Below are 26,474 nucleotides of genomic sequence, written 5' to 3' on the forward strand. Positions count from 1 at the left end.
TGGGGGGATGAGCCGGGCGGGATACCGCTGCAGCCTGACCCGTGCCGGCGGCAACTGTTGCGGTCCCTGCCCGATGATTGAGCCGGGCCGCAGCCGGTAGTGGATCTTTTGGGATCCCGTTTTGGGATCCCAAAATCAAAGTTAGATGTGACGGGAAGCACTGTCAAGGGGTTTGGTATACAGATCGTCTCAGCAGAATGTGACCGAGGCGGGCTTAAGAACCTGTTGCCGCGCACTTGAGACCTCTCGGCAGAGCCTTGACATGGGAAAACCCCGCCTACCCGCGAAGGGAAGGCGGGGCTTTGCCTAGGATTTCGGGAAGTGACTCGGCGCTTGGGATACCGCTAGCCCGTGGCGGACTTTCCGACCCCCGGGCTGTATGCCAGGATCTCAGCCAGTTCGGCCAGCCTGTGCGCCCTCGCCGACTCCGCCGGAGTAAACGGCTCGCCGGGACGGGAAAACAAGAGTGGGCCATGCCAGGCGGTGGGAATCTTGAGGATGTCTGCAGAACGCTCGACGCCGGTGCTCACCTCGAGCGCCCGGTGTTCAGTACCTGTAGGCACCACCTTGGCGGACAGGAGTTCGGCGACGGCCAAAGGCAGTTCCTGCGGATTGCCGGCGATCCGGGCCGCGAGGCTGAGGGCTTTGGTCTGTCCGTCCGCCATGGCCAGCGCAGTGGTGGGCCAGACATGGGACTCACGCCCGCCGCCGTCGTGCATTGCCTGAAGTAGTTCCTGCTCGGTGAGATGCCCCGGTGCGGACAGGACGAACTCATCCATCACGCTGCCGGGGAGTCCCGCGCCATCCATGGGGTGGACGTGGATGCTGAGAATGTTCGTCTCCAGCCGGGCGAGGGACTGTGTGATCTTTTGCAGCGAACCCGGTTGGTCGCGCAGCAAGGTCCGGGCACGCCAGAGAGCGGGTGCTGTCTGCAGCCTGCGGCGGTGTTTGAGCGCCGGGGCATGCAGCCAACGCCGCAATACTTTGGCGGCAGACGGCTCGGCCACCCAGATCACCAGGACAGTCGCAGTGACGGTCAGGAGCAGGACCTTGGCCACATACGGCAGATGGGTCTCCACCACTGCCGCGTGCACCAACAGCTCGATGGGCAGCATGACGACGATGTTGGCCAGCGTGAGCCGGGCCTTGGGAGGTTCAGGCAGCTGGCCGCAGACCTCGCACAGGAGGTCGGCGGTGACGGGAGCGCTCGCATTGGGCTTCATGAACCCATGCTGCCGTCCGGGTGTTTCGTCTGCGTTGCTCCTGCGTCACGGTCTCGCGGCGGGTGCTGCCTAGCGGATCGGGTCCTCGTCCAGGTCGCGGTTGGCGCTGCGGGCGTCTGCGGCGTCCTTGAGGAGGTCGCGGATCTCGGCCAGGAGGGCGGTGTCGGCCGGAATCGGCTCTTCCTCGGGCTCCGCAGTGGCCAGGCGGTCCTTGACCATGGAGTTGATCTTGTTCATGGGCGCCACGAAGATGAAGTAGACAACGGCGGCGGTGATCAGGAAGGTCACGAGGGCCGTAAGGACTGCCCCGATGTTGACGAACGTAGCCTCTTTGTCCGGCCAGATCCGGAAGCCCAGCCCGTCCGCATTGACGCCACCGGCCGCGGCGATCACCGGATTGATGATGTTGTTGGTGAAAGCGGCTACCAGTGCCGTGAAGGCACTGCCGATGACGACCGCGATGGCCAGTTCGATCACGTTGCCGCGGAGAATGAAGTCCTTGAAACCCTTAAACATGGAGTGTCCTCTGGTCGGTACGGGGCGTATGGCTCGAGCAGAGTTCAAACTACCATTCCCGCGTATCAGCGGGATGTCACGCCGGTTGCCGCTGCGATCGCCTGGGAAGCTGACGACGGCGGCCCAGCCACCTTTCCGCGGCGCCCATGACTTTGGTGACCAGCGCCCAATAGCCGATGCCCGCGGCAAGCGATGCCACCACGGCCAAGCCGAGGGTAGCTTGGGGTGCCAACCCGGGATTGGCCTCGACGATCACCGGATAGACGAGCCAATGGGTCACGTAGATATACAGGGAGGAACTGGCCAGCAGCGCTGTAAGCCGACGCAAACCCCGTGGCACAGGCAGCGTGGCTACCCATAGAAGCACGAGGAAGCCAACCAGGACTGTCGCGCTGCGTGGCTCGCTGGTGAAGAAACCGGGGATGGTCAGGAAGGCCGCCACTGTGGTGGCCGCGCGTTGCCACCAGGTCTTGGACAACGCGGCCGCCCAACCCAACGCAAAGAGCCACAGCACCGGACCCTGGCCGGGATACGGCAGCTCTACGACGTCGAAGCGTTGCAGCAGGTCCAGGCCCCCAAGCGCCAAGGGGAGCAGCCAGGGCCACCGTCGCTGGGCCCTGTCCAACGCCGGAATGGCCAGGAGGGCAGCCATGCCCAGAAGGATGTGAACCAGGATCTCGATGAACCAGAACCGTGACATGTCGGTCCAACCCTGCGGACCCACCAAGGTGTTGAGCAGGAAAATGTTGTGCCAGCCGTAATCGTCAGTCACCGCGAAGGCCACGCTGATCACCACGATGCTGGGCAACGCGATGCGCGCGACAGTCTTGATGTGGCGCCTTAACCGTTCACGACGTGCTCCCGCCAACTGGAAACGGGCAAAGTTGTAGCCAGCCACGGCAATCAGGACATGCGCGGTTCCTTCCCACCGGAACAACCCAACGTGGGAGGAGACGATGAAGATGATGGCGACGGCGCGAAGGACGATTCCGGTTTCCATGCGGGCCATGAGCTTTTTGGGGCGCCGTTTTCGTCCGGGGCCGGTTGAAGCCTGGGGTTCCCTGACGCCGGACCCGGCATTGGGCTTTTTCTTAGGGTGGACGCCGTTCGTTCCGCCGGCACCACTGCGTTCGCGTTCGACGGCGGGCGTCAGTTCGCAGACGGGCATCAGGTGCCATCCATGGGGAAGGTAGCCGAGGGCGCGCTCCAACCTGACCGAGGCTGCGACGTAAGACAGCGAATCTCCGCCCAAGGAAACGAAAGTGTCCGTATCCGCCACGTCTGCCCGTTCCAGGACATCGATGAAGATCCTGCGTGCATCGTCCGGTGACGTCGCTGCGGAACCTACGCCGCCGCCGTCGTGCTTCTCCCCAGTCGGGGTGGTAGCTCCCGGAGGCGCGTCGGCATCCACCGGGGGGAGGGCGAGAATGGCCTGGTAGTCCGTTTTTCCGTTGGCCAGGCGGGGGATCGTTTCCACGCGACACAGCGTCAGGGCCGACCTCGGGACGCCGAGATCGTGCGCGAGCGTTTTGGCCAGGAGCGGGATCTCGTGGTTACCTTCGACGGCGGCGACGAGTCCGACGTCGGTCCCGGCCACGGCCGCTGTCACGCCGAGATCCTGGAGGATCTGCTCGACCTGCCCCAGGTCGATCCGCAGCCCCACAATCTTGACGAAACGGCTGCGCCGGCCAACGATTTCGTAGAGCCCACCAGGCCCGAGTCGGGCGAGGTCGCCTGTGTGCAGCTCGGTGATCTCCCGGCCGCGGGCGAGGTCCGCCGGGTGTTCGGCGTAGCCCAGCATGACGTTTGGCCCGGAGTAGACCAGTTCGCAATCGTCCAACCCCGGGACAGGTTCCAGCCGGAAGGATCCCCCGGGAACAGGTATGCCAATCGCATGAGGATGCTCTGCGGCCTCGTCCGGCGGGAGGTACGCCATCCGGGCCGTCGCTTCGGTCTGGCCGTACATGACGAAGAGGTCCCAGCCGTGTTCCTGTCCGAGCTGGGCGTAGCTGCGTACCCGTTCAGGCGCCAAACGCCCTCCGGCCTGGGTGATGTACCGCAGGCTGGGCAGGTCCATGCGGTCGAAGCCCACACGCTCCAGAAGATCGAAGGTGTAGGGAACGGCGGCGAACGAGGTCACGGATTCGCGCCGCATCAGCTCCCAGAAGCACGGATCCACCACGGACAGATCGGTAAGCGCTATCGACGCCCCCACCAGGAGATGGCTGTTCACGACGCTCATGCCGTAGCAGTAGGACAACGGAAGCGTCGTTGCTGCCCTGTCTTCCGGGCGGAGGTGCAGGTACTGGGCGATGGCGGCCGCGTTGGCCTGGATCGACCCTGCCGAGATGCGCACCAGCTTCGGGGCACCCGTTGAACCGGAAGTGCTGAGCAATAATGCGAGGTCAGGATGGAGTTCGTGACCGCTGTGCTCCCGGCGTACGTCCAGCGAGACGCCTCCATCCACCGACCGTGCGACGATATCCGGCTCATAGGCCGAGATCAGCGCTTCCGCAGCCTGCCCGCCACCGGATGGGAGGATCAGCAGCGGTTGTCCGGATGCCAGAGCCGCAAGGTACACGGTGAGGGAAGGCAACGTGTTTTCTGCTTCGAGGGCAATAAGGCGCCGGCCATCGCCAAAGGACCTGGCCATCTCCTCGACCCGAAACGCCAACTGCGCGTAGGTCACTGTTTGGGCTGCCAGGCGTACTGCGGGCCGGTCTCCAAACGATGCCAATCGCGCGGCAAAGGCTACTCCGGCCACATCGGGCTGAATACTCACCCGGAAAATTTAGAAGGTATGGCTAACCTAACTCAAATGGATTTGGCCCGGGAGCGGGAAGATGACGCTGGTGTGATGTGAGCGAGCGATCGGGAATGGGCGGTGGGATGTGAGCGAGCGAAAGGTATCAGCAGACGCTCGCTCACATCCCACCCGTTTTTTCGGGACGCTCGCTCACATCCCACCCGTTTTTTCGGGATGCTCGCTCACATCCCACCCGTTTTTTCGGGACGCTCGCTCACATCCCACCCGTTTTTTCGGGACCCTCGCCACGGGTTCGAATTTAGCCGCTGAGGCGAGCGAACGACGTCGGCACCCGGGTGGGGCCGACGTCGCGGTTTTTGGGAAGGTTGTTCGCGCTTCTGCGCCGAAGCGTCAGAGCGCAGCGGCCTCAAGATCGAGACTGGCCGGCGCCGCCGTCTTCCCGCGGTTGACCATGAGTGCCAGCAGGTCGAAAACAACGGTGGCGGCGGCCACGCTGGTGATGTCGGCGTGATCGTAGGCAGGGGCGACCTCTACTACGTCCGCTCCCACGATGTTGATACCATCCAGGCCGCGGAGCAGGGCGAGAAGCTCGCGTGAATGCAAGCCGCCCATCTCCGGAGTTCCAGTGCCGGGTGCATAGGAAGGATCGAGGACATCGATGTCGATGGAAACGTAGACGGGCGTGTCGCCTAGGCGTTCCTTGACCCGCTCAATGGCGGCCGGCACACCGAGCACGTCCAGGTCCGAGCAGCGGATGATCTGGAAGCCGAACTCGTGGTCCCGGAGGAAGTCGTTGCGGTCATAGACAGGTCCGCGGATACCCACGTGCATCGACTTGTCCTCAACAAGAAGGCCCTCCTCGAAGGCGCGGCGGAAGATGGTACCGTGCGTGATCGGCTGGTCGAAGTACGTGTCCCACGTGTCCAGGTGGGCGTCGAAGTGCAGGAGCGCAACCGGCCCGTGGACCTTGTTCAGTGCCCGCAACATCGGCAGGGCAATGGTGTGGTCGCCGCCGATGGATACCAAGCGCTTCGATTCGCTGATGAGGGGCAGGGCCTGTTCCTCGATTTCGCGGACGGCGCGGGTGATGTCGTAGGGGGTGCAGGCGATGTCGCCTGCGTCAACAACCTGGACTTCGTACACGGGTTCGACGTCGAGCTCCGGGTGGTAGCCCGGGCGCAGGAGCCGCGATGCCTCGCGGACCGCGGCAGGACCAAAACGCGCCCCGGGCCGGAAGGAGGTGCCGCCGTCGAACGGCACGCCCACAATGGCGATGTCGTAGTCGGGGACGCGGTCGATTTGGGGGAGTCGGGCGAAGGTGCCGAGGCCGGCGTAACGGGGAACCTTGGTTGCGTCGACGGGGCCGATGGGCTGGTGCGTGGTCATGAGAGGGATCCTTCGTTGATCTTGCTGTCATTGGACGTGCTGGGCTGGTGTTCGGTGGTGAGCTCCGAAAGGGACTTGTTTGCCGTTTCGGGAGCCAGGAGGAAGGTGGCGATGAGCCCGATCAGCGAAATGACCGCGCCGATGAGAAGCGATCCGGCCGCGCCAAACGACACGATCGCCAATGGCATCAGGTAAGTGCTTGCCGCCGATCCCACCCTGCTGATGGCGGTGCCGAAGCCGACGGCCGTGGCGCGGACTTCCGTGGGGAAGAGCTCGTTGGGGTAGACGACTTCAAGGAAACTCGATGCTCCGGACGCCAGGGCAAAGACGGCCAGGGCAATAAAGAGCGGTGCGGCTTCCACATTGGGGATGTAAGCCGGAATGGCTAAGGCAACAACAATGATCCCGAACGTCCACAAAAGCAGCTTTCGGCGCCCGATCTTCTCCACAAGCCAGAGTCCGGGAATGCCGCCGACAACAAACAGCATGGAGATCAGGAATGAGCCACCGTAGAGGTTGGCGTCGCCATGCATGCCAAACGAGGTCAGCAGGTCCGGGGCGAAAGTGTAGACGGCAAACAACGGAATGACCTGTGCTGTCCAAAAGATGGAGACGAACAGGGTCCGCTTCCAGAACTGACCTCGGAAAATATCCAGGAAGCTGCCTTGCTTCAAGGGTCCCTCGCTGTCGGAAGAGATATCAGCCAGTCCATACTGAGGGCCGTAAACCTTCTTGAGGACGGCATCGGCCTCATCGCGGCGCCCTCGTGATAGCAACCACCGTGGAGACTCAGGCGTGCCGAGCCGGCAGAGCAGCGTGATGATGGCGAAGACAGCCGGGCTGGCAACCATGAAGCGCCAGGCCTCCGGTCCCGCATCGCGCAACAAGTAGCCGACGGCGTAAGCCGCCGCGGCACCTATGGCCCACACCACGAACGTGGCACCGAGCAGGCGTCCGCGATGTTTTTTGGGAAGGAACTCGGCCAGGAGCGAGGTAGCTATGGGGTAGTCGGCGCCGATGGCCATGCCCAGGAAGAGCCTGCACAAGACCACTTGCCACATGTCGGTGGCAAAGCCGTTCAGGACGGAAAACACCGCAAGCGCGATGAGGTCCGCGATGTACATCTTGTGGCGGCCGATCCTGTCGGTCAGCCAACCAAAGATGGCGCCGCCGAAAAAGATGCCCACCAGGCTTGCCGCACCCACCAGGCCAATTTCAGCGGGGGTCATCTCCAGCCCGGGGGCCATGGTGATGAGTGCGATGCCAATGATGGACAGCGCGTAACCGTCGATGAACGGACCGCCGGACGCGAAGAACGTCAATTTCTTGTGGAACCGGGTTAGTGGGGCGTCATCAATGAGGTTGCTGGTTGCGCTCATTGCCAACCCTCTCTCGTGAATGCTCGTCTTTGAGCGGTGAAGTAAGTAGTTCCAGTTTTGGTGATACAGGTCACCGGGTATATTCATTCATTGTTTACATCTGACGAAGTCACCTAGACAAATGTCTAAGAGCAAGACAGGACGCAGAAATGGCCATCACCGTCGCCGAACTCGTGGCTGAACCGCAACTCGGACTGACGCTCCTGGCCGGATCTGCGGGCACTGGCAACCGCGTTACCTGGGCCCACACCTCCGACCTCCCGCGGCTGTGGGAATGGGTCACCGGCGGGGAACTCATGATGACCAACGGCCTCTCCATTCCAGCGGATTCGCAAGGACAGGTGGAGCTTGCTGAGGCCCTGGTGGACGCCGGTGCCAGCGCGTTGGCGATCGGCGAGAAGATGCACGCGCCTCCGCTGACAGTTGAGTTCCTGGCTGCTTGTGAGCGGCTGGCCCTGCCCCTCATCAACATCCCCTACCCGCTCCCGTTCATCGCGATCGCCAGGTCCGTAGCCGAGTCGTCGCTGCTCGAAGAATCCCGCCGTCTCCGCCAGACAGCCCGCGTCTATGACCTCCTGCGCACCGCCGGCGCGTCCGAGGATCACTGGCAAAGCCTGGTCCTTCGGCTCGCTACCGAACTGGATTCGGAGCTGTTCGTGGTGGACCGCCGCTGCCTGCATCCGTGGCATCCGGAGGGCCATCCCCTGCCGGCGTTCCCTGTGGAGGAATGGTCGCCGCAACCGGGCCGCGTGACCGTGGCGGGCAAGAACTTCCAGTGGCACAAGATTCGCGGCCGTCACGTGCTGACCATGGACATCCCCACCCACGCGAATGCGCTCCTCGTAGTGCTGCCCGGCAGCGAACCGCACCCTGACGCCGTCGTACTTTTGCACGCCGCAACCGTGCTGGGACTGCAGCTGGCGCGCATCGTCCTCTCGCTCGAAGGCCGGCACCGGCTGGCCGGCGAGTTCCTGCTGCAGGCCCTCGATGGGCGGCTCGGAACGGGCGAGATCGAGCGGCGGTTGATGGCTTTCGAGGTGCCTCCCCAGGAGTTCGTGGTCGCCTCGATGTCGGCGGACGACGGCGGCAGGCTGGCCAACGTGCACGTCGAGCTCTGGCGGCATGGCGTTCCGGCGGCCTCCTTGCGGCGGAACGACCGGCTTCATGTTGTGGTCGCTGCGGACGTCGCGGATGATCTCCTGGTCCACTGCGCCGGGTCTGAAAGCGTCATCGGTGTCAGCTCACCGGCCTCCGTCGCAGGACTTCAGCAGGCCTTGCAGGAATCGTTGTGGGCTCTCGGATCGGCAAAGGCCAACAAGCTGGGACTGGCCCGCTACGCCGAGGGTCCGAGCTGGCTCGGGCTGACCGGCTTCGAAGAAGGCACCGCTTTGGTGCAGCGGCTCCTGGGCCCGGTTTTTGAGTACGAGCAGCGCCAGGACGGGGACCTGATGGTCACGTTGAGGACCTATTTGGACTCACAGCGGAGCTGGCAAAAGACAGCGTCGGCGCTCTTCACGCACCGGCAAACCATCATCTACAGAATCCGGAAAATCGGCGAACTGACGGGGCTGGACATGGGTGAAACGTCCACCTTGGCGCAGCTCTGGCTGGCCTTGCAGATCCACGAGGCGATGCACGGTTGAGCCGTGTTGGAAACAACCGCCTTGCACTTTTTCGCAGCCACCCGCTATGGTGTGAAGCGTGTCACTGACGTGACGCACACGCTTTTGATCTGCGGCGGGAGAGTCCTGCCGGGTACATCCAGTCAGGCGCCGTAGGAGCAAATCCTCCCCAGGAATCTCTCAGGCCCATGTACCGCCGCGGCGAGGCAACTCTGGAAAGCAGTCCGGGCAACCGGGCTCACCGACGGTGCAAGTGGGCAACCAAGTCCACGGAATCTCTCAGGTCCAATACAGAGCGGGGAGGAACCCCTATTCATCGTGGCGTCCCTTGGGCGCCTGAATCCTGGAGTTCCTCTTGACTGTTCAATCCTCCCCAACCGCTTTCGCGGACCGGCATATCGGCGCCCGTCGCCAGGCCGACATTGACACCATGCTCAAGGCGATCGGCTACGACTCGGTCGATGGCCTGGTGGACGTTGCCGTCCCCGATTCCATCCGCCAGTCCTCGCCCCTGACCCTGCAAAAGGCGTTGAGCGAGACCCAAGTCCTGGCCGAGCTCCGCAAGCTCGCGGCCAAGAACAAGACTGCCGTGCAGATGATCGGCCAGGGCTACTACGACACCGTCACGCCTCCGGTGATCCGCCGCAACATCCTCGAATCCCCCGCTTGGTACACCGCCTACACGCCGTACCAGCCCGAGATTTCCCAGGGCCGCCTCGAAGCCCTGCTGAACTTCCAGACCATGGTGCAGGACCTCACGGGGCTCCCGATCGCCAACGCTTCGCTGCTGGATGAAGCCACCGCCGTGGCCGAGGCCGTGTTGCTGATGCGCCGGGCGAACAAAGCTGTGAAGGACGGCAAGACCGTCCTCGACGCCGACCTCCTCCCGCAGACCATCGCCATCGTGAAGGGCCGCGCCGAGGCGCTCGGTTTCGAGGTCCTGGTTGCGAATCTCTCCGCTGGATTGCCCGACGGCGACATCAACGGCGTCGTTCTGCAGCAGCCTGGCGTTTCGGGCCGGGTCTTTAACCACGCTCCCGTGATCGCTGCGGCGAAGGAACGCGGTGCACTGGTCACCGTCGCGGCCGATCTGCTGGCGCTCACCCTCATCACGCCCCCGGGCGAACAAGGTGCGGACATCGCCGTCGGGACCGCGCAGCGCTTCGGTGTCCCGCTGTTCTTCGGCGGCCCGCACGCCGCGTACATGGCCGTCCGCACCGGTATGGAGCGCACGCTTCCCGGCCGCATCGTGGGCGTGTCCAAGGACAACGCCGGCGTTCCCGCCTACCGCCTCGCCCTGCAGACCCGCGAGCAGCACATCCGCCGCGAGAAGGCCACGTCCAACATCTGCACGGCTCAGGCCCTGCTCGCGATCGTCGCCTCGATGTACGCCGTGTACCACGGCCCGGATGGGCTGAAGGCGATCGCCGAAACCGTCCACGGCCACGCCCGTGTGCTGGCTACCGCACTGCAGAAGGCAGGCCGCGAACTCGTTGCCGACTCCTTCTTCGACACCCTCACCGTCCGCGTTCCGGGCAAGGCCTCAAAAGTGATCGGTGCCGCCGAGGCACGCGGCATCAACCTCCGCTACATCGATGAGGACACCGTCGGCGTCTCGGTTGATGAAACCACGACGCCGGAGGTCCTCTCCGCGGTCGCCGTCGCCTTCGGTGCCGGTCCGGTAGGGGACGCCGCCGGGTTCGAACTGCCCGCCGACGTGGTCCGTGCCTCGGACTTCCTGCAGCACCCGGTGTTCAACACGCACCGTTCCGAGACGCAGCTGTTGCGCTATATCCGCAAGCTGTCCGACCGGGACCTCGCGCTGGACCGCACCATGATCCCGCTGGGTTCGTGCACCATGAAGCTGAACGCCACGGCTGAAATGGAGGCGATCTCCTGGCCGGAGTTCGCCTCGATCCACCCGTTCGCGCCGGATCACCAGACCGAGGGTTGGCGTGAGCTGATCTCCGGTTTGGAAGCCGATCTGACCGAGATCACGGGTTACGACCAGGTCTCCATCCAGCCCAACGCCGGTTCGCAGGGTGAGCTCGCGGGCCTCCTCGCGATCCGCGGCTACCACCTGTCGCGCGGCGATGAGCAGCGCAACGTCTGCCTGATCCCCGCTTCGGCCCACGGCACCAACGCTGCCTCGGCTGTGCTGGCCGGCATGAAGGTGGTCGTAGTGGCTACGGCTGCCGATGGCACGATTGACCACGCTGACCTGGCGGCAAAGATCGAGGCCAACCGCGACGTGCTTTCGGCCATCATGATCACCTACCCGTCCACCCACGGTGTTTACGACGCTGACGTTCGCGAGGTTTGCGACGCGGTCCACGAGGCCGGTGGACAGGTGTACGTTGACGGTGCGAACCTGAACGCACTGGTTGGCTTGGCCCAGCCGGGCAAGTTCGGCGGGGACGTCTCGCACTTGAACCTGCACAAGACCTTCTGCATCCCGCACGGCGGCGGCGGCCCCGGTGTTGGTCCTGTTGCAGCCAAGGCACACCTGGCTCCGTTCATGCCCGGTGATGCGAACAACGCTTCCTCCTCGGAGGGTGGCGTGGCCATCTCCGCATCCCGGTTCGGTTCCGCCGGCGTGCTGCCGATTTCCTGGGCCTACGTGAAGCTCATGGGCGGCGAAGGGCTGACCGAGGCCACCAAGTCGGCGCTGCTTGCTGCAAACTACGTTGCTTCACGCCTGGATGAGCACTTCCCGGTCCTCTACACGGGCGAAGGTGGACTCGTGGCGCACGAGTGCATCCTGGACCTGCGCGAACTGACGGCACGCACCGGTGTCACGGCCGAGGATGTGGCCAAGCGCCTCATCGACTTCGGCTTCCACGCTCCGACGCTGGCCTTCCCGGTGGCGGGCACCCTGATGGTGGAGCCGACGGAGTCCGAGGACCTCGCCGAGATCGACCGCTTCATCGAAGCCATGATCACCATCCGGGCCGAAATCGAGCAGGTTGCTGCCGGTGACTTCTCCGTGGAGAACTCCCCGCTCCGCAACGCGCCTCACACGGCAGCCGCCGTCGTGAGTTCCGCCTGGGAGCGCGACTACCCGCGCGAGCAGGCTGCCTTCCCGGTGCCGAGCCTCAAGCAGGACAAATACTTCCCGCCGGTCGGCCGGATTGACGGTGCTGCGGGCGACCGCAACCTTGTCTGCTCCTGCCCTCCGATCGAAGACTTTGAGAACTAAAGGACCCTGTGATGTCTGAGAACTACACCGCTCTCTACGAGCAACACAAAAAGGCCGGCGCGTCCTTCACGGACTTCGGCGGCTGGCAGATGCCCCTCAAGTACGAGTCCGAGTTGGCTGAGCACCACGCGGTACGCCAGGCTGCCGGCTTGTTCGACCTCTCCCACATGGGCGAAGTCTGGGTAACCGGTCCGGAAGCAGCCGCGTTCCTGGACTATGCCCTGGTGGGCAAGCTGTCCGCGATCGCCGACGGCAAGGCCAAGTACTCGCTGATTTGCAACGGCGACGGCGGCATCATCGACGACCTGATCACGTACCGCCGTGGTCCGGAGAAGTTCCTGGTGGTGCCGAACGCCGGCAATGCCAAGGTGGTTGCGGCGGCCCTGTCCGAGCGCGCCGCCGGGTTCGACGTTGTTGTTGAGGATGCGTCCGCTGAGACCTCCCTCATTGCTGTGCAGGGCCCTCTTGCTGAAACGATCCTGTTGCGCCTGGTTCCGGCCGAGCAGCACTCACTGGTCACGGAGCTGAAGTACTACGCGGCTGTTGAGGTGACCATCAGCGGACAGGAATTGCTCCTGGCCCGGACTGGATACACGGGCGAAGACGGCTTCGAAATCTACGTCCCGAACGCAGACGCTCCCTCACTCTGGGAAGAATTCCTTGAAGCCGGCGAAGGCCACGGGCTTATCCCGGCCGGCCTGGCTGCCCGCGACTCGCTTCGCCTCGAGGCCGGCATGCCTCTCTACGGCAACGAGCTCTCCCGCCACGTCAATGCCTACGCAGCCGGCCTCGGCCCGGTTGTGGCGTTGTCCAAGGAGGGGGACTTCGTGGGCAAGGAAGCACTGGCTGCGATCAAGGCCGCCGGTGTCGGCTCCACGATCGGGCAGAAGCTGGTGGGCCTCAAGGGTGCCGGACGTCGTGCAGCCCGCGGTCACTATTCGGTATTGAAAGACGGTTCGCTGATCGGTGAGGTGACCTCGGGGCAGCCGAGCCCGACGCTCGGTTACCCGGTCGCGTTGGCGTATGTCGACGTCGAGCATTCCGGGGTTGGCACTGTGGTGGACGTCGACCTCCGCGGCAAGGCCGAACCGTTCGAAGTTGTGCCGCTGCCGTTCTACAAGCGTTCCAAGTAGTCACGAGAGAAGGAATTGATATGAGCAAAGTAGTTGCTGAATTGAAGTACTCGGCTGAACATGAATGGGTTGCTGCAGATGGCGGCGGACCGGTGGGTATTGGCATCTCCGCCGTGGCCGCCGACGCCCTGGGCGACATCGTGTACGTGGACCTGCCCGAGGTCGGTTCCACGGTGACCGCAGGGGAGACCTGCGGCGAGGTGGAGTCCACCAAGTCCGTCTCCGACCTCTACTCGCCCGTGACCGGTGAGGTGACCGAGATCAACGACGCCGTCGTCGACGATCCCGCCCTCATCAACAACGACCCCTACGGCGCCGGCTGGCTCTTCAAAGTCGCCGCCACCGAAGAAGGCCCGCTCATGACGGCCGAGGAATACGCAGCAGCCAACGGAGGCGAACTGTGAACCCGGTATCCGTGAGTGAATTCGAGCAGGTCGTGTCGCCGTCGCTGGACGCCCAGCTGTCGGAGCTGGACCCCGAGATCGCGGCAAAGATCGACGACGAACTGGGTCGCCAGCGCGGTGGCCTGGAAATGATCGCGTCCGAGAACCACACCGCAGTGGCAGTGATGCAGGCCCAGGGCTCGGTGCTGACCAACAAGTACGCCGAGGGCTACCCGGGCAAGCGCTACTACGGTGGCTGCGAGCACGTGGACGTGATCGAGCAGCTCGCGATCGACCGCATCAAGTCCCTGTTCGGAGCCGAGTACGCCAACGTCCAGCCGCACTCCGGCGCGCAGGCCAACGCCTCAGTGATGCACGCGCTCATCAAGCCGGGCGACACCATCATGGGCCTCAACCTGGCCCACGGCGGCCATCTCACCCACGGCATGCGGATCAACTTTTCCGGCAAGCTGTACAACGTGGTGCCTTACGGCGTTCGCGAAGACACCCACACGGTGGACATGGCTGAAGTGGAGCGCCTGGCGCAGGAACACAAACCTGCATTGATTGTGGCCGGCTGGTCCGCATACGCGCGGCAGCTGGACTTCGCCGAATTCCGCCGGATCGCCGACTCCTTGGGCGCGTACCTCATGGTGGACATGGCACACTTTGCGGGTCTGGTGGCTGCTGGCCTGCACCCCTCGCCGGTGCCGCACGCCCACGTCACCACCTCCACCACGCACAAGACCCTCGCCGGTCCGCGTGGCGGCATCATCCTCTCCAACGACGCCGACATCGCCAAGAAGATCAACTCGGCCGTGTTCCCAGGCCAGCAGGGCGGACCCTTGGAGCACGTGATCGCGGGCAAGGCCGTAGCATTCAAGATCGCCGCGTCCGAAGAATTCCGTGAGCGCCAGGCCCGGGTTTTGGCAGGTTCCCGCATCCTCGCTGAGCGCCTGGTCCAGCCGGATGTCGCAGCGGCCGGCATCTCCGTGGTCAGCGGCGGTACCGACGTGCACCTGGTCCTCGTGGACCTGCGCAACTGCGAACTCGACGGCCAGCAAGCCGAAGACCGCCTCGCAGCGATCGACATCACCGTCAACCGCAACGCCGTTCCGTTCGACCCCCGCCCGCCCATGGTCACCTCCGGCCTGCGCATCGGCACCCCGGCGCTTGCGACGCGCGGCTTCGGCGAAGCAGCCTTCCGCGAGGTTGCGGACATCATCGCTGAAGCATTGATCGCCGACGCCGACACGGACCTAAGCGGGCTGCGTCACCGCGTCGAAGCACTGGCTGAGGCGCACCCGCTCTACCCGGGGGTTGCGAACCTGGGCTAAGGGCCTATCCTCCGATTCGTGGGCAAGCTGCGGGGTGTGCCGTGCGCAGAGCACACCCCGCAGCGAACCCCCGAAACGGTCTGGTTCGAAGCGGCCTATTTGGGGGCGGGGTCCGGCAGCGGCCGTCTAAGGGAGCATCGCATCCGCTCAGCGGGTGCAACTGCGACCGAGGCCGCAGAGGACGCGGGCCCCGACAGGCCGTTGGCGACGCGGACCGTGGTGGCCCACTTTGATCTACCCGGGTGCGGCATTTGCTGGGAACGAATGCCTCACAGCAATACCGGGTTGGAGGTTCGCACTGGGACCTCCGGGGGCTGGGCCGCCTTGGCTCGGGATTTGGCCCAGTCCCCACCTTTTTGTTTGTTCTTTACTCCTCCCTGAAAGGGATCACGGCCATGGCTGTTGGTGTTTTCGATCTGTTCTCTGTGGGCATTGGCCCGTCGAGTTCGCATACGGTGGGGCCGATGCGTGCCGGGGCGGTGTTCGCCCGGGAACTGCATGAATCCGGCGATCTGCCTGCCGTGGCGTCGTTGCGGGTGGATCTGTATGGTTCCTTGGCCGCGACGGGCAAAGGTCATGGCACGTTCACTGCCACGCTGCTGGGTCTCGAAGGCTACGAACCGGAGTTGATCCTGCCTGATGAGGTGGAAGAACGCCTCGCGTCGATCGAGGAAACCGGCAAGCTGAATCTCGCCGGAGAAGTCCTGCTGGAGTACGGCGTTGCGGATATGGTGTTGCATCCGTTGACGGTGTTGCCGCGGCATACGAATGGGATGAAGTTCGTGGTCTCTGATGCTGAGGGGAACGTGCTGCGGGAGGCGACGTTTTTCTCGGTTGGTGGCGGGTTCATTGTGCGTGAGGGTGAGGAGAGCACGGCCCGGGTGGAGTTGGAGGAGTCCAAGGCGGAGTTGCCGTTGCCGTTCCGGACGGCGGCGGAGTTGTTGGGCCGGTGCGCGTCCAAAGGCTTGGGCATTTCCGACATCATGTTGATCAATGAGCGGGCGTCCCGGTCGGAGGAGGAGATCCGTGAGGGGCTGCTGCATATTTGGTCGGTGATGGAGGCCTGTGTTGAAACGTCCCTGAAGCGTGAGGGTGTGCTGCCCGGGGGCTTGCGGGTCCGTCGTCGTGCTCCTGATTGGTTGGAGCGGTTGTTGAAGGAGGACAAGGACCGGAACGATCCGAAGTATTGGCAGGAGTGGGTGAACCTGATCGCGTTGGCGGTCAATGAGGAGAACGCGTCCGGTGGGCGGGTGGTGACGGCTCCGACCAATGGTGCGGCGGGCATCATCCCGGCGGTTCTGTACTATGCGTTGAATTACGCTCCGGGCATGGATCAGGCTACCCAGGCTGATAGGGATGATGTGGTGGTGCGGTTCTTGCTCGCTGCGGGTGCGGTGGGGGTTTTGTATAAGGAGCAGGCTTCGATTTCGGGTGCTGAGGTGGGGTGCCAGGGTGAGGTTGGTTCGGCGTCGTCGATGGCTGCTGCGGGGTTGGCTGAGGTGATGGGTGGTTCTCCGGCGCAGGTGGAGAACGCGGCAGAGATCGCGATGGAGCATAACCTGGGGCTGACGTGTGATCCGATCGGGGGGTTGGTGCAGATTCCGTGTATTGAGCGGAACGCGATTGCTGCGGCGAAGGCGATCAACGCGGCGAAGATGGCGTTGTGGGGTGATGGGACGCACCGGGTGTCCCTTGACGAGGTGATCGTGACCATGCGGGAAACGGGCAAGGACATGTCCCATAAGTACAAGGAAACAGCGATGGGCGGCCTCGCCGTCAACGTCGTCGAATGCTAGGCAAGGAAGCACATCACATGACTCTCGCCCCTGAAGGCCGCAAGTTGCTGCGCGTTGAGGCCCGCAACGCACAAACCCCTGTTGAGCGTAAGCCTGAGTGGATCAAGGCCAAGGTCCAGATGGGTCCTGAGTTTGTCGGGTTGAAGAACCTGGTGAAGAAGGAAGGCCTGCACACGGTGTGCGAGGAGGCCGGGTGCCCGAACATTTTCGAGTGCTGGGAAGACAAGGAAGCGACGTTCCTGATCGGCGGGTCCGAATGCACCCGGCGCTGTGATTTCTGCCAGATCGATACCGGCAAGCCCTCCCCGCTGGACCGCTTCGAACCGACCAAGGTCGCCCGCTCCGTGCAGGCCATGCAGCTGCGCTACGCGACCGTGACCGGGGTGGCCCGCGACGACCTCGAAGACGAGGGCGTGTGGCTGTACGCCGAAACGGTCCGGAAAATCCATGAACTGAACCCCGGCACCGGGGTGGAGTTGCTGATCCCGGACTTCTCCGGAAAACCCGAACACATCGCCGCGATCTGCGACTCCAAACCCGAAGTGTTCGCCCACAACGTCGAGACCGTGCCCCGCATTTTCAAGCGGATCCGTCCGGCGTTCCGGTACGAGAGGTCCCTGGATGTCATCACCCAGGGCCGGAACCTGGGCATGGTGACCAAGTCCAACCTGATCCTGGGCATGGGCGAGACCCGCGAGGAAATCTCCGAAGCCCTGCGCGACCTGCACGCCGCCGGATGTGACCTGATCACGATCACCCAGTACCTGCGCCCGTCCGAACGGCACCTGCCCGTGGACCGGTGGGTCAAGCCCCAGGAATTCGTGGACCTCCAGCACGAAGCCGAAGAAATCGGCTTCCTCGGCGTCATGTCCGGGCCCTTGGTGCGTTCCTCCTACCGCGCCGGCCGGCTCTGGGCCACCGCCATGCGCAAAAAGGGCTGGGACATCCCCGAAGCCCTCGCCCACATCGAGTCCTCCGGCACCACCCGCCAGGAAGCCTCCACCATCCTCGCCGCCCACCACTGAACCAGCGCTGCAGGGGATTCTGCGGCGTGGGTTAGCTCTTTACGACGGCGGTCGGTCGCCTTGAGAAGGTGACCGACCGCCGTCGTCGTTTGAGACGTGGTGGCGAAACCATCGAACACCAGCGCAATTTTTGCTCAAGATGGGCACAATGTTGGCGCAGCAACGCTGGACTGCTGCCTGGGGCCCATGCAGAGGCCGCGTCCACTCCTTGGACACCATTCGAGAAGGCGAGTACCGCCTGGCCCGCCATGGCTGGGATGACAGCAGCCTTACTAAGTAGTCCTCCCCGAGAAGGCGAGTACTCGCATCTAGTAGGTGGGTATTTGAGGGACGTTGTTCGAACGAAAAATTGAGGTATTCCGATTTGTAGCCATCGGACTTGCCATGCCTGAACCATTGGGTGCATCGCTTCATCCGCCAGCAACGGACGGATGCTGGGGGTTGCACAGCGGCTCCCCGGACCAGACCAACCAAGGAGTCACATCATGCGCAAGCTTTCCAAGAAGAGCCGGATCACCGCCGCGGTCGCGGGCGTCGCACTGGTAGCAGTGGGTGGCGGAGCCGCCTACGCCTACTGGACCACTACAGGCTCAGGCACCGGAGCTGCCACCAACTCGGCCGGCGGCGGAACCGTCACCCTCCACGCCAACTTCGCGGGCGGCCTCGCTCCGGGAAACTCGGTCCCGGTGACGTACACCGCTGACAACTCCACCACTTCAAGCACCGTGGTGGGAGCCCTGAACGCCAGTGTGACCACCAACGTGGCCGGCTGTCTCCCTGCCTGGTTCGAGGTCACTGCCGTCACGTCGAACAGCCCCGTCGCAGCCAACAGCACCGGTACCCAGGTGGGCACCGGAACGCTGAAGTTCAACGACAGCACCACCGTCAACCAGGATGCCTGCAAGTCGGCCATCGTGACGGTCACCGTCGGCAGCCTGTAGGACCTCGACGCCGGGGTCCGCCTTGTGATGGCGGACCCCGGACCATTCTTTTCCACGCACCTTCTCCACCGCACCCAAGCCAACGTCCGAAAAGAGCTTCCATGGACCACCGCCCAGAGCGCACCGTACCGTTCCACCGAGGTGGAGTCCTTCGTGCGTTGCTGCTGGCCTTGCTGGTGGCCATCACACCGGTTGCGGCTCTCGCTGCCAGCAACGGCCAAGGAGGCGCCCAGGGAAGCGCTGCAAAACCGCCGACGGGGATCACTGTGGCGTTGTCGCCGTCGAGCCGAACGGTTGACCAGGGACAAGCTGCGACATTCACGGTGTCGGCCACGTCAACGGGTGGATTCGTCGGGTCTGTTGCGTTTTCAGTCAGCGGCCTGCCAGCCGGCGCCACCGCCAGTTTCGCGCCGGCGTCGGTTTACCTCACCTCCGGAAGCACCGCCCAGACGACGCTGACTGTCGGCACCGCCACCACGACGCCGGTCGCCAAGACGGATTTCACGGTCAAGGCGAGCAGCGGAACGGTCGTGTCCAACACGGCACCCGGCCAATTGCAGGTCCTGGAAGTCAAGCGGAATTTCGGCGTAACGGGGACAGTGAAGGGCTTGCTCGCACCGGGTGTCGCACAGTCCATCGAACTGGAGATCTCCAACCCGGAGAAAAAGAGCATCGCCGTGACCAATCTTTCCGTTTCCATCAGCCAGGTGGTCCGAACCCAGGCGGCAATCGCGGCCAACCTTCCCTGCACTACGGCTGACTACAAACTCACCCAATACTCGGGCGCATATCCGTTGGCAGTGGACCCCGGTGTTCGAACACTTTCAGCGCTCCGCGTGCCGGAACCAAGCTGGCCCCGGATCACGATGCTCGACACTCCCAAACTCCAGGATGGCTGCAAAGGCGCCACCATCCAGCTCACGTACTCCGGCACGGGACAAGGCAACTGACATGAAGACCACAGTCCGGACACCCCGCATCGCCGCACCAGGCCGCCTTGCACGAACCGCCGCAGCCACAGTAGCGCTGTGTGTGTTGGGCGGCGTCGGAACCGCCTACGCCTACTGGACCGCCACCGGCGTCGGAAGCGGATCCTCTACCAATGGCACGATGCAGAACGTTACGGTGGACGCGCTGGTCACGGGGGACACCGTGCAAACCAGTTTGGTTCCCGGAGGAACCGCCGACGTCCTGGTGCGGGCGTCGAACCCCAACCCCCACGCTGTCACCATCTATGGATTCGCGGCCAACGGGCCTGTTTCTGTCGACGACGCCCACGCATCCTGCACTACCACCGGAGTAACTTTCACACCCCCCGCCGCGCCGCTCAGCCCGCCCATCACCATCGGGGCGAACAGCTCCATCCTCGTGACGTTGCAGGGTGCAGCCAGCATGGGCACCACATCCATGTCCGCCTGCCAAGGCGCCCAATTCGCCATCCCCGTAACGCTGGAGGTACGGAAGTGAGCCAGGACCGTCAGCCTTCGCGCATCACTATGGGGCGGTGGAACCGCCTCTTGGTCATTGCGTTGGGTATCCTCCTTGTTTCCTTCGGCGGCCCTGCGGCCAGCGCCTTCTGGGGCTCCGTCAGCAGCGGCAACGGAGCGGTGAAAGCCGATTCCGTGGCCCAAGGGGCCAAGCCGACCACCAGCGTGTCCGGCACCAATGTCACGGTCAACTGGGCGGCCAGTACGACGGCGGCCGGCAAGTCAGTGACCGGCTACAGCATCGGACGCTACAGTTCGGCCACCGGCGGTACGCGCGTTGCTGCGACCGGAACCTGCCAGGGTACGATCTCTGCTCTTTCGTGTGCCGAGGCAAGTGTCCCGGCCGGGACCTGGTACTACACGGTGACACCTATGCTCTCCCTGTGGCAGGGTGTCGAGAGTCCCCGCAGTGCCGGGACAACGCCTGTCACGGACACCACGCCGCCCACCGCCCCGGTGGTCAACGCCGTCGCGGTGATCAATGCGTCCCTCGCGGACAAGGTTCCGGTGAGTGGCACCGCCGAGGCCAACTCGTCGGTCACCCTCACTGTTTCAGGTACGGGTGGCCAGCCGATATCGCAGACGATCACGGCAAATGGTTCAGGGAACTGGACGGCCGCGCCGGTTGATGTCAGGGGATTTGCCGACGGCACGATCAACTACTCGGCCAAGGCCACTGACGCGGCCGGAAACGTCAGCGTGGCGGGCACGGCCAGCTCTTCCAAGGATGCGACAGCCCCGACTGTGACAAACGTTCAGCTTGGCAATGGCACCGGCGGGACAGCGGGCAAGATCGACAAGGGCGATACTGTGACCATCACGTTCTCTGAGGCCCTGAACGCCAGCACCATCTGCAGCGCATGGACCGGCACCGGTAACCAAACCCTCAGTGGCGACAGCCAGGTCACGGTGGGTATTACGACGGCGAGTACGCTGACCGTCAACACTCCCGGGTGCTCGGCCCCGGCGGTGGGAAGCGTGGCGCTTGGAGCCTCGTACAACAACGGCAACACGGTCCTGACGTACTCAGGCGACTCCAAGCTGGTGTGGAACGCGGCGAACAAGACGCTGACCATCACCCTGGGATCAACCGTGACGGGAACTCCGAGCAACGCCAACCGCAACCCGTCCGCAGCGACCTACACTCCAGCTGCAGGCTTGACTGACCTGGCAGGCAACCTCCTCGGCACCAGTCAGGTACCGGGAACACCGTCCAGCTTCTGAGGTGACGTGGGGCACTATCTGCCCCACAAGCCGCACTAGCCCAACAGCCCGGGCGTAACCTTGAGAGCGGACGCCAGCGCCGCCGTCGTACGTTTGATCCTGCGACGAAAGGCGAGCCGCCCCTTGAAGGCTGTAGCGGAAATGTTCACGATGGGTCCTGGAAACAAGGACCACCATCCCGCCCTCCGCTGCGCAGTAGGTGTGTTCGTCCCGCTGATCACGCTGATGCTGATCGGCCGCCTGGACCTCGCGGTGTTTGCCTCGTTTGGTGCCTTTACGGGTATCTATGGGCGCAACGAACCCCATAGCGTCCGGTTCCGGAGCCAGTTGCGGGCCGGCGGTTTCATGCTTTTCATCATTCTCCTGGCCACATTGACTGCCCGTTTTGCCCATGCATGGGGCATCGAAGGTGCGGCGTATTCATGGCTTCTGACCGGCGCTACGACCGTCGTTGCTGGCGTGTGTTCGGTGGTGGTGGCTGCCTGGCGCTTGCGGCCGGGCGGCTCCCTCTTTCACATCTTCGCCTTTGCCGCCATCGCATCGATTCCGGCCCAGCCCCCGCTTGGGGAAGCCCTCCTGGTTGCTGTAGGGACCACGGTTCTTTGCCTTGCGATCGGCATGTCGGCCCGCGTAGTCAAGAGTCACAGGACTCCGTGGAAACGTCCGCCACCTATTCGGCATACCCCTGCCGAGCGCCGGGCGATCTGGTTGGAAGGCGGCGGTTATCTGGTGGCTGCCGGCTTGGCGGGAACGATCGCCACGCTGGTGGGGGAGCGGCTCGGCTTCGGTCACACCTATTGGGCGATGGTTGCGGCGGTGGTTCCCCTGGTGGGCCACTCAACCCGGCACAGGGTCAGCCGCGGCATCCAAAGAATTGCCGGTACAGTGCTTGGGCTCGTGCTGCTGGCCGGCATTCTGTGGCTGAATCCCGCGCCGTGGGCCATGGTCCTGGTGATTGCGGTGTGCCAGTTTGGTGCGGAAATGTTCATCGCCCGCCAGTACCTCGTGGCGCAGGTGTTCGTTACGCCGCTGGCGTTGTTCGCCACGCTTCTGGCTGCTCCGGTGGATCCCGCTCTGTTGCTGCGCGACCGGATTGTCGAGACCGTCATTGGTGCCGCCGTCGGTGTGGCCGTGGTGGTGGCTCCGGCCCTCTGGCGCCGTGCAGGAATTCGTCGCGCCGACTCCTGACCGAGTTGCGTTGGTCACTCGACCAGCCATAAACCTATACATCGTCTAGTATTAATTGGTTAGACAAGCGAGATACATGTCTACCAAAGGACTGGTGATGACCGATATAAGTGAACGTCAGGGCTATTGGTACGGGCTGGAGAGCCGCAAGCAGATGGGCGCTGTGGACGTCCTGAATGCGCTCAGGGACTACCGGACCGCAGAGGCGGAGATGAGGCGCCGGACGCGCGCATCCATGGGAATGGGTGAAACCGACCTGCTGGCTTTGCGCTACCTTCTTGAAGCCCAGCGCGCCGGCCGCGAGGTCGGGCCTAAGGAGCTGGCTGTCCGGCTCGGCGTAACGTCCGCTTCGATGACTTCGCTTGTCGATCGTTTGGTGAGGTCGGGATACGTGGTCAGGGAGCCCCATCCGACCGACCGGCGCGCCCTCATTTTGCGCCCCACCCCCGGCTCGGACCAGGAGGTGCGCAGCACGTTGGGCGAAATGCATGCCCGGATGATGGAGGCCGCTGAAACCTTGAGCGGCGAGGATGCTGCGGTGGTAGTGGAGTTCCTCCGGCGTATGAGAAAGGCGATCGACGGCATCGCTGCTGCATGACGGGAAGCCGGCCTGAGTGGGCGCCCGGACTGGACATTATTCATAAGTACACATATAACTAGATAGCCAAGCTACTTACTAGTGAATGTGTGGAAGAACGATGACAGTTTCGCTGCGTGAACCAAGCTCCGCACCAGTGGCTGAAACCGCCGTGGAAGTTCTCACGGACCAAGTAGTTCCCATGGGGCCCGTGCACTGCGGTTCCCACATGGCCATCTCCGCCGGACCCGCCTTCGACGCCATGAAGTGGGTCTCCGTGGAACCCATCTGGCCGGAATGGGCCTGCGGATGCGGTTTCCGGATGGACATTGACGCCCTGGATCCCGTGAGCGCCGTATGGATCGCGGCACTTCGCAGGCAGAGCCTCCAGCACGAGCTGGCCATCTCCCAGAACACCCTTGCACTGGCCTTCAAGAAGGCCGTTGACGCCGGCGTCAACCCCCATGCCCTTGCACAGGTAGCAGGAGTCCCTGCTGCCGAAATCGAAACCCTCCTCGGATGACAACGCTCGACGTTGCGGCTGTCCGCGCTGATCGCGGGGCCGCGAGTGAAAGCGCTGCGCACCCGGAGGTGGTGATTGCCGGACGGTATCGCCTGATCGATCCCTTGGGTGGCGGCTCGGAAGCCTACGTCAAAGAGGCTCTCGACCTCCACACGGGCAACGCCGTGGCAATCAAGATCTTCAGGAACCCGGATCCCGTCAGCGATGTCCCCTTCCACAGGGAAGTGGGTATCCACGGACGGCTGCGGCACAAGAACATCGTCCGGGTCCTCGATTCCGGCGCTACCGGGGACGAGTACGGAGAGAGCCGTAACTTCCTGGTGATGGAACTGGTGGCCGGAAAGGATCTGCGGAGCATCCTGCACAAGCAGCCGGCAACCCCGCGTGAGACAGCGGAGTGGATGGGCGGGATAGCCCGGGCACTCGCCTACATCCACCGCAAGGGAATCGTTCACAATGACGTCAAGCCCGGCAACATCCTGGTCAACTTCGCGAGCGATCCGGGTGAACCCGGCGTCGCGCAGTTGACCGACTTTGGAATTGCCATCGCCGGCGCTTCTTCCGCATCCTCCTCGTCTTCCGGCACCCCGCATTACCTCAGTCCCGAAGAGGTCCGTGGCGGAACGTCCACGGCCGCCAGCGATATCTATTCGCTCGGCCTGGTTGCCCTCGAGTGCCTGACCGGCACGAAGGCATTTCCTGGCCCTCCCCTTGAGTCCATGGTTGCAAGGACCCTCGGGGAACCCCGAATTCCCGGCACGGTCCGGCGGCGCTGGTCCATGGTGCTTCATGCCATGACCGACCCCGAACCTGCCGGCAGGCCGTCTGCCAGCCAGGTTGTCGGAATGTTCCGACGACTCAGCTGGTAGCCAACAATCAGGTCAACAGCGGCATGCGTCCTTGTGCCGAACTGGGACCTCCTTAGGAAAGAGAGAACGAAAAATGGGCATCATCGGTTGGATTATTCTGGGCTTGATTGCTGGAGCCATCGCCAAGGCCATTAAGCCCGGCCGGCAGGGCGGCGGTTGGATCGCCACGCTGCTGCTTGGCATCGTCGGCGCCATCCTGGGCGGTTGGATCGGCAGCGCGCTCTTCAACGTGGGCATCAACGAGTTCTGGTCGCTCTCGACGTGGCTTCTCGCCATCGGCGGTTCTCTGCTGGTCCTCATCATCTGGGGACTGCTCACCCGCAAGAAGGCCTAGCTTCCCAGAAGGCCCTGGCTCCGCGGTTTGCGCCGCGGGCCAGGGCCTTTTCTTGCTTTCGGGGGGCTTTTTACGGTCACAAATACCCCATAGCAAGGCGACTGCGGGCGTCATCAACAGTTCCGCTACGCTGCTCGAAGTCACCACACTTCCGCACGCCAAGGGTTCCCAATGACGCACTCTTCAGCCGACACGCCTGCCACCGCCGAGCTTCCTGAAACAGCTGAGGCTCCGGCAAACATCCCTGGCTACGGAGCAGCGGGTACGGCATTGGGGGCGTTCGGCATGGCCGCAGCAGTGGGCCTGTTGTCCTTGGTTCTCCACCTTCTGGCGCAGCGTTCATCGGGGACCCTCCCAATGTCAGGGCCGGCTGCGGCCAACGACTCCCTGTGGTCCAGCCTGGGATGGTTCCTCGGCGACATGACCGAACCCCTGTTCTACAAGTCGGAGATGGCAGCGTTGGGCCTGCTCGCAGGTGCCGCGCTGGCTTGGCGTCTTGCCCGTTCCGGTAAGAGGTGGGCCGGCTCCCTGAGCTATGACACCGGGCTGTGGCCCTGGGTGCTGGGGTCGGCGTCGCTGAGCCTGCTGCTGTCCAACCTCGCGTTCGGATGGATGCTCGACGGCGGCTGGCAGCCAACGTTCGTGCCTTTCGTTTGCGTCGCGCCCGCCATGGTCCTCCTTTATGGTCCCGGGTGGCGGACCTGCGCCACGGGGGCAGTGTTGGGAGCCGGCATCGTGACACCCCTGGCGTTGTTCTTCATCGGTGCGTTGTCCGCCCCGCTGGGCTTGCCCCCGGTCGTCGGCAGCGTCCTGGCAATGGCAACTGGCTCCGTCATCGCATTCTCGATTGCCCGGCAGCTGCCCTGGCTTGTCCTGCGGCAACCGAGGCCTGCACCGGCAGGCAACCACCCGGCGTCGGGCGTTGACCAATCAGTCCTCAATGACGCCGTCAATGCTGCACGCCGCGTCCTCAAGGACTTCACGGAAACACACTTCTTCGCCAATGAACTGGCCGCTGTGGGCCTGATTTTGGGGGTATCTGTGGCGTTCGTGATCAACCCCGGACTGCCTGCGTACGGTTCGGCGCTGCTTCCCCACATCCTGTTCTCGCAGGCGCTGACCTCAGCTGTCGGCGTCGTCCTGTGGCGGCGCTGGTACCGCGACGAAGGCTGGGCCGCTACGTATGCATCCCTAGTGTCCGTGGCTCCCGCTGCCGTTCTGGCCTCCGGAGGTTCGTGGACGGGGATCATCGGCGGGGCCGTATTGGGCGCTGTCCTGGCGCCCCCGATCGCCCGGGCCATCTCCTCGCGGCTGCCGGCCGGGTTCCACCCGGTGATCGGCAATACCGCCGCAATGGCTTTGTCGACGGCGGTTGCCTTGCCAGTGCTGGGGCTGCTGAATGCCTGACATTCAATGCGGCGGACAACGTGATTGCGGCCCGTTTCCGGTGCCGTTCAAGGGCTCAAAATGGGTGTTTCACCTGGTGCTGATGGTGCTGCGGTTTTCTTGAGGGTTTCCTGAGGAAGTGTTGCGGGTTTGCAGGATTTGTTCTTGATCCAGGCCCG

General features: G+C 63.9%; 22 protein-coding genes and 1 riboswitch. Of the genes, 17 read left to right on the forward strand and 5 right to left on the reverse strand.

What is annotated here, in order from left to right; translation table 11 throughout:
* Window positions 1-344 precede the first annotated feature (344 nt).
* From FDP28_RS08885 to FDP28_RS08905, 5 genes are all read right to left on the reverse strand, one after another.
* A complete protein-coding gene (locus FDP28_RS08885) occupies window positions 345-1,223 on the reverse strand; it encodes an ACT domain-containing protein (RefSeq protein WP_144660691.1) in 879 nt (292 codons plus the stop codon).
* A 69-nt stretch (window positions 1,224-1,292) separates the two neighbouring features.
* The gene (mscL, locus tag FDP28_RS08890; protein WP_144660693.1) at window positions 1,293-1,739 is read right to left on the reverse strand and encodes a large conductance mechanosensitive channel protein MscL; all 447 of its coding nucleotides are present in this window, start codon (window positions 1,737-1,739) and stop codon (window positions 1,293-1,295) included.
* Between the two features lie 76 nt (window positions 1,740-1,815).
* Window positions 1,816-4,521: an AMP-binding protein gene (locus FDP28_RS08895; RefSeq protein ID WP_144660695.1), complete on the reverse strand. Its 2,706-nt coding sequence runs from the start codon at window positions 4,519-4,521 to the stop codon at window positions 1,816-1,818.
* 375 nt (window positions 4,522-4,896) lie between these two features.
* A complete protein-coding gene (gene speB, locus FDP28_RS08900; protein WP_144660697.1) occupies window positions 4,897-5,892 on the reverse strand; it encodes an agmatinase in 996 nt (331 codons plus the stop codon).
* Entirely contained in the window at window positions 5,889-7,271 is a 1,383-nt protein-coding gene (locus tag FDP28_RS08905) for an MFS transporter (RefSeq protein WP_144660700.1), read from the reverse strand. The genes speB and FDP28_RS08905 overlap by 4 nt, the downstream gene beginning before the upstream one ends.
* Window positions 7,272-7,420: 149 nt before the next feature.
* Between FDP28_RS08905 and FDP28_RS08910 the strand changes: the two genes are divergently transcribed.
* The 17 genes from FDP28_RS08910 to FDP28_RS08990 all read left to right on the forward strand — a co-directional run bounded on the left by FDP28_RS08910 (window position 7,421) and on the right by FDP28_RS08990 (window position 26,316).
* Window positions 7,421-8,914 (forward strand): PucR family transcriptional regulator, encoded by a 1,494-nt coding sequence (locus tag FDP28_RS08910; RefSeq protein WP_144660702.1) that lies wholly within the window; start codon window positions 7,421-7,423, stop codon window positions 8,912-8,914.
* Window positions 8,915-8,999: 85 nt separating this feature from the next.
* Window positions 9,000-9,099: riboswitch (glycine riboswitch) on the forward strand.
* A gap of 149 nt (window positions 9,100-9,248) precedes the next feature.
* The gene (gene gcvP, locus FDP28_RS08915; RefSeq protein WP_144660704.1) at window positions 9,249-12,092 is read left to right on the forward strand and encodes an aminomethyl-transferring glycine dehydrogenase; all 2,844 of its coding nucleotides are present in this window, start codon (window positions 9,249-9,251) and stop codon (window positions 12,090-12,092) included.
* 11 nt (window positions 12,093-12,103) lie between these two features.
* Entirely contained in the window at window positions 12,104-13,225 is a 1,122-nt protein-coding gene (gene gcvT, locus FDP28_RS08920; RefSeq protein WP_144660706.1) for a glycine cleavage system aminomethyltransferase GcvT, read from the forward strand.
* A gap of 20 nt (window positions 13,226-13,245) precedes the next feature.
* The gene (gene gcvH / locus FDP28_RS08925) at window positions 13,246-13,629 is read left to right on the forward strand and encodes a glycine cleavage system protein GcvH (RefSeq protein ID WP_144660709.1); all 384 of its coding nucleotides are present in this window, start codon (window positions 13,246-13,248) and stop codon (window positions 13,627-13,629) included.
* Window positions 13,626-14,945 (forward strand): serine hydroxymethyltransferase, encoded by a 1,320-nt coding sequence (gene glyA, locus FDP28_RS08930; protein WP_144660711.1) that lies wholly within the window; start codon window positions 13,626-13,628, stop codon window positions 14,943-14,945. The genes gcvH and glyA overlap by 4 nt, the downstream gene beginning before the upstream one ends.
* 395 nt (window positions 14,946-15,340) lie before the next feature.
* Window positions 15,341-16,741: an L-serine ammonia-lyase gene (locus FDP28_RS08935; RefSeq protein WP_144660713.1), complete on the forward strand. Its 1,401-nt coding sequence runs from the start codon at window positions 15,341-15,343 to the stop codon at window positions 16,739-16,741.
* 17 nt (window positions 16,742-16,758) lie between these two features.
* Entirely contained in the window at window positions 16,759-17,766 is a 1,008-nt protein-coding gene (gene lipA / locus FDP28_RS08940) for a lipoyl synthase (protein ID WP_144660716.1), read from the forward strand.
* Between the two features lie 485 nt (window positions 17,767-18,251).
* Window positions 18,252-18,707: a hypothetical protein gene (locus tag FDP28_RS08945; protein WP_144660718.1), complete on the forward strand. Its 456-nt coding sequence runs from the start codon at window positions 18,252-18,254 to the stop codon at window positions 18,705-18,707.
* Window positions 18,708-18,808: 101 nt separating this feature from the next.
* The gene (locus FDP28_RS08950) at window positions 18,809-19,657 is read left to right on the forward strand and encodes a hypothetical protein (protein WP_144660721.1); all 849 of its coding nucleotides are present in this window, start codon (window positions 18,809-18,811) and stop codon (window positions 19,655-19,657) included.
* Between the two features lies 1 nt (window position 19,658).
* On the forward strand, window positions 19,659-20,174 hold the full coding sequence (locus tag FDP28_RS08955; RefSeq protein WP_144660723.1) for a hypothetical protein: 516 nt from the start codon (window positions 19,659-19,661) through the stop codon (window positions 20,172-20,174).
* Window positions 20,171-21,418 (forward strand): Ig-like domain-containing protein, encoded by a 1,248-nt coding sequence (locus tag FDP28_RS08960; RefSeq protein ID WP_260842401.1) that lies wholly within the window; start codon window positions 20,171-20,173, stop codon window positions 21,416-21,418. The genes FDP28_RS08955 and FDP28_RS08960 overlap by 4 nt, the downstream gene beginning before the upstream one ends.
* Before the next feature lie 123 nt (window positions 21,419-21,541).
* Window positions 21,542-22,606 (forward strand): FUSC family protein, encoded by a 1,065-nt coding sequence (locus tag FDP28_RS08965; protein ID WP_186313563.1) that lies wholly within the window; start codon window positions 21,542-21,544, stop codon window positions 22,604-22,606.
* Between the two features lie 76 nt (window positions 22,607-22,682).
* Window positions 22,683-23,204 (forward strand): MarR family winged helix-turn-helix transcriptional regulator, encoded by a 522-nt coding sequence (locus FDP28_RS08970; protein WP_144660726.1) that lies wholly within the window; start codon window positions 22,683-22,685, stop codon window positions 23,202-23,204.
* A gap of 100 nt (window positions 23,205-23,304) precedes the next feature.
* Window positions 23,305-23,706, forward strand: a complete 402-nt coding sequence (locus FDP28_RS08975) for a hypothetical protein (RefSeq protein ID WP_144660729.1) — start codon at window positions 23,305-23,307, stop codon at window positions 23,704-23,706.
* On the forward strand, window positions 23,703-24,575 hold the full coding sequence (locus FDP28_RS08980; RefSeq protein WP_144660731.1) for a serine/threonine-protein kinase: 873 nt from the start codon (window positions 23,703-23,705) through the stop codon (window positions 24,573-24,575). Before FDP28_RS08975 ends, FDP28_RS08980 begins: the two co-directional genes overlap by 4 nt.
* A 73-nt stretch (window positions 24,576-24,648) precedes the next feature.
* Window positions 24,649-24,909 (forward strand): GlsB/YeaQ/YmgE family stress response membrane protein, encoded by a 261-nt coding sequence (locus FDP28_RS08985; protein WP_144660734.1) that lies wholly within the window; start codon window positions 24,649-24,651, stop codon window positions 24,907-24,909.
* A 171-nt stretch (window positions 24,910-25,080) separates the two neighbouring features.
* On the forward strand, window positions 25,081-26,316 hold the full coding sequence (locus tag FDP28_RS08990; RefSeq protein ID WP_144660736.1) for a hypothetical protein: 1,236 nt from the start codon (window positions 25,081-25,083) through the stop codon (window positions 26,314-26,316).
* Window positions 26,317-26,474: the final 158 nt, after the last annotated feature.

The sequence above is a fragment of the Paenarthrobacter nicotinovorans genome (assembly GCF_007670255.1).
GTDB lineage: Bacteria > Actinomycetota > Actinomycetes > Actinomycetales > Micrococcaceae > Arthrobacter > Arthrobacter nicotinovorans_B.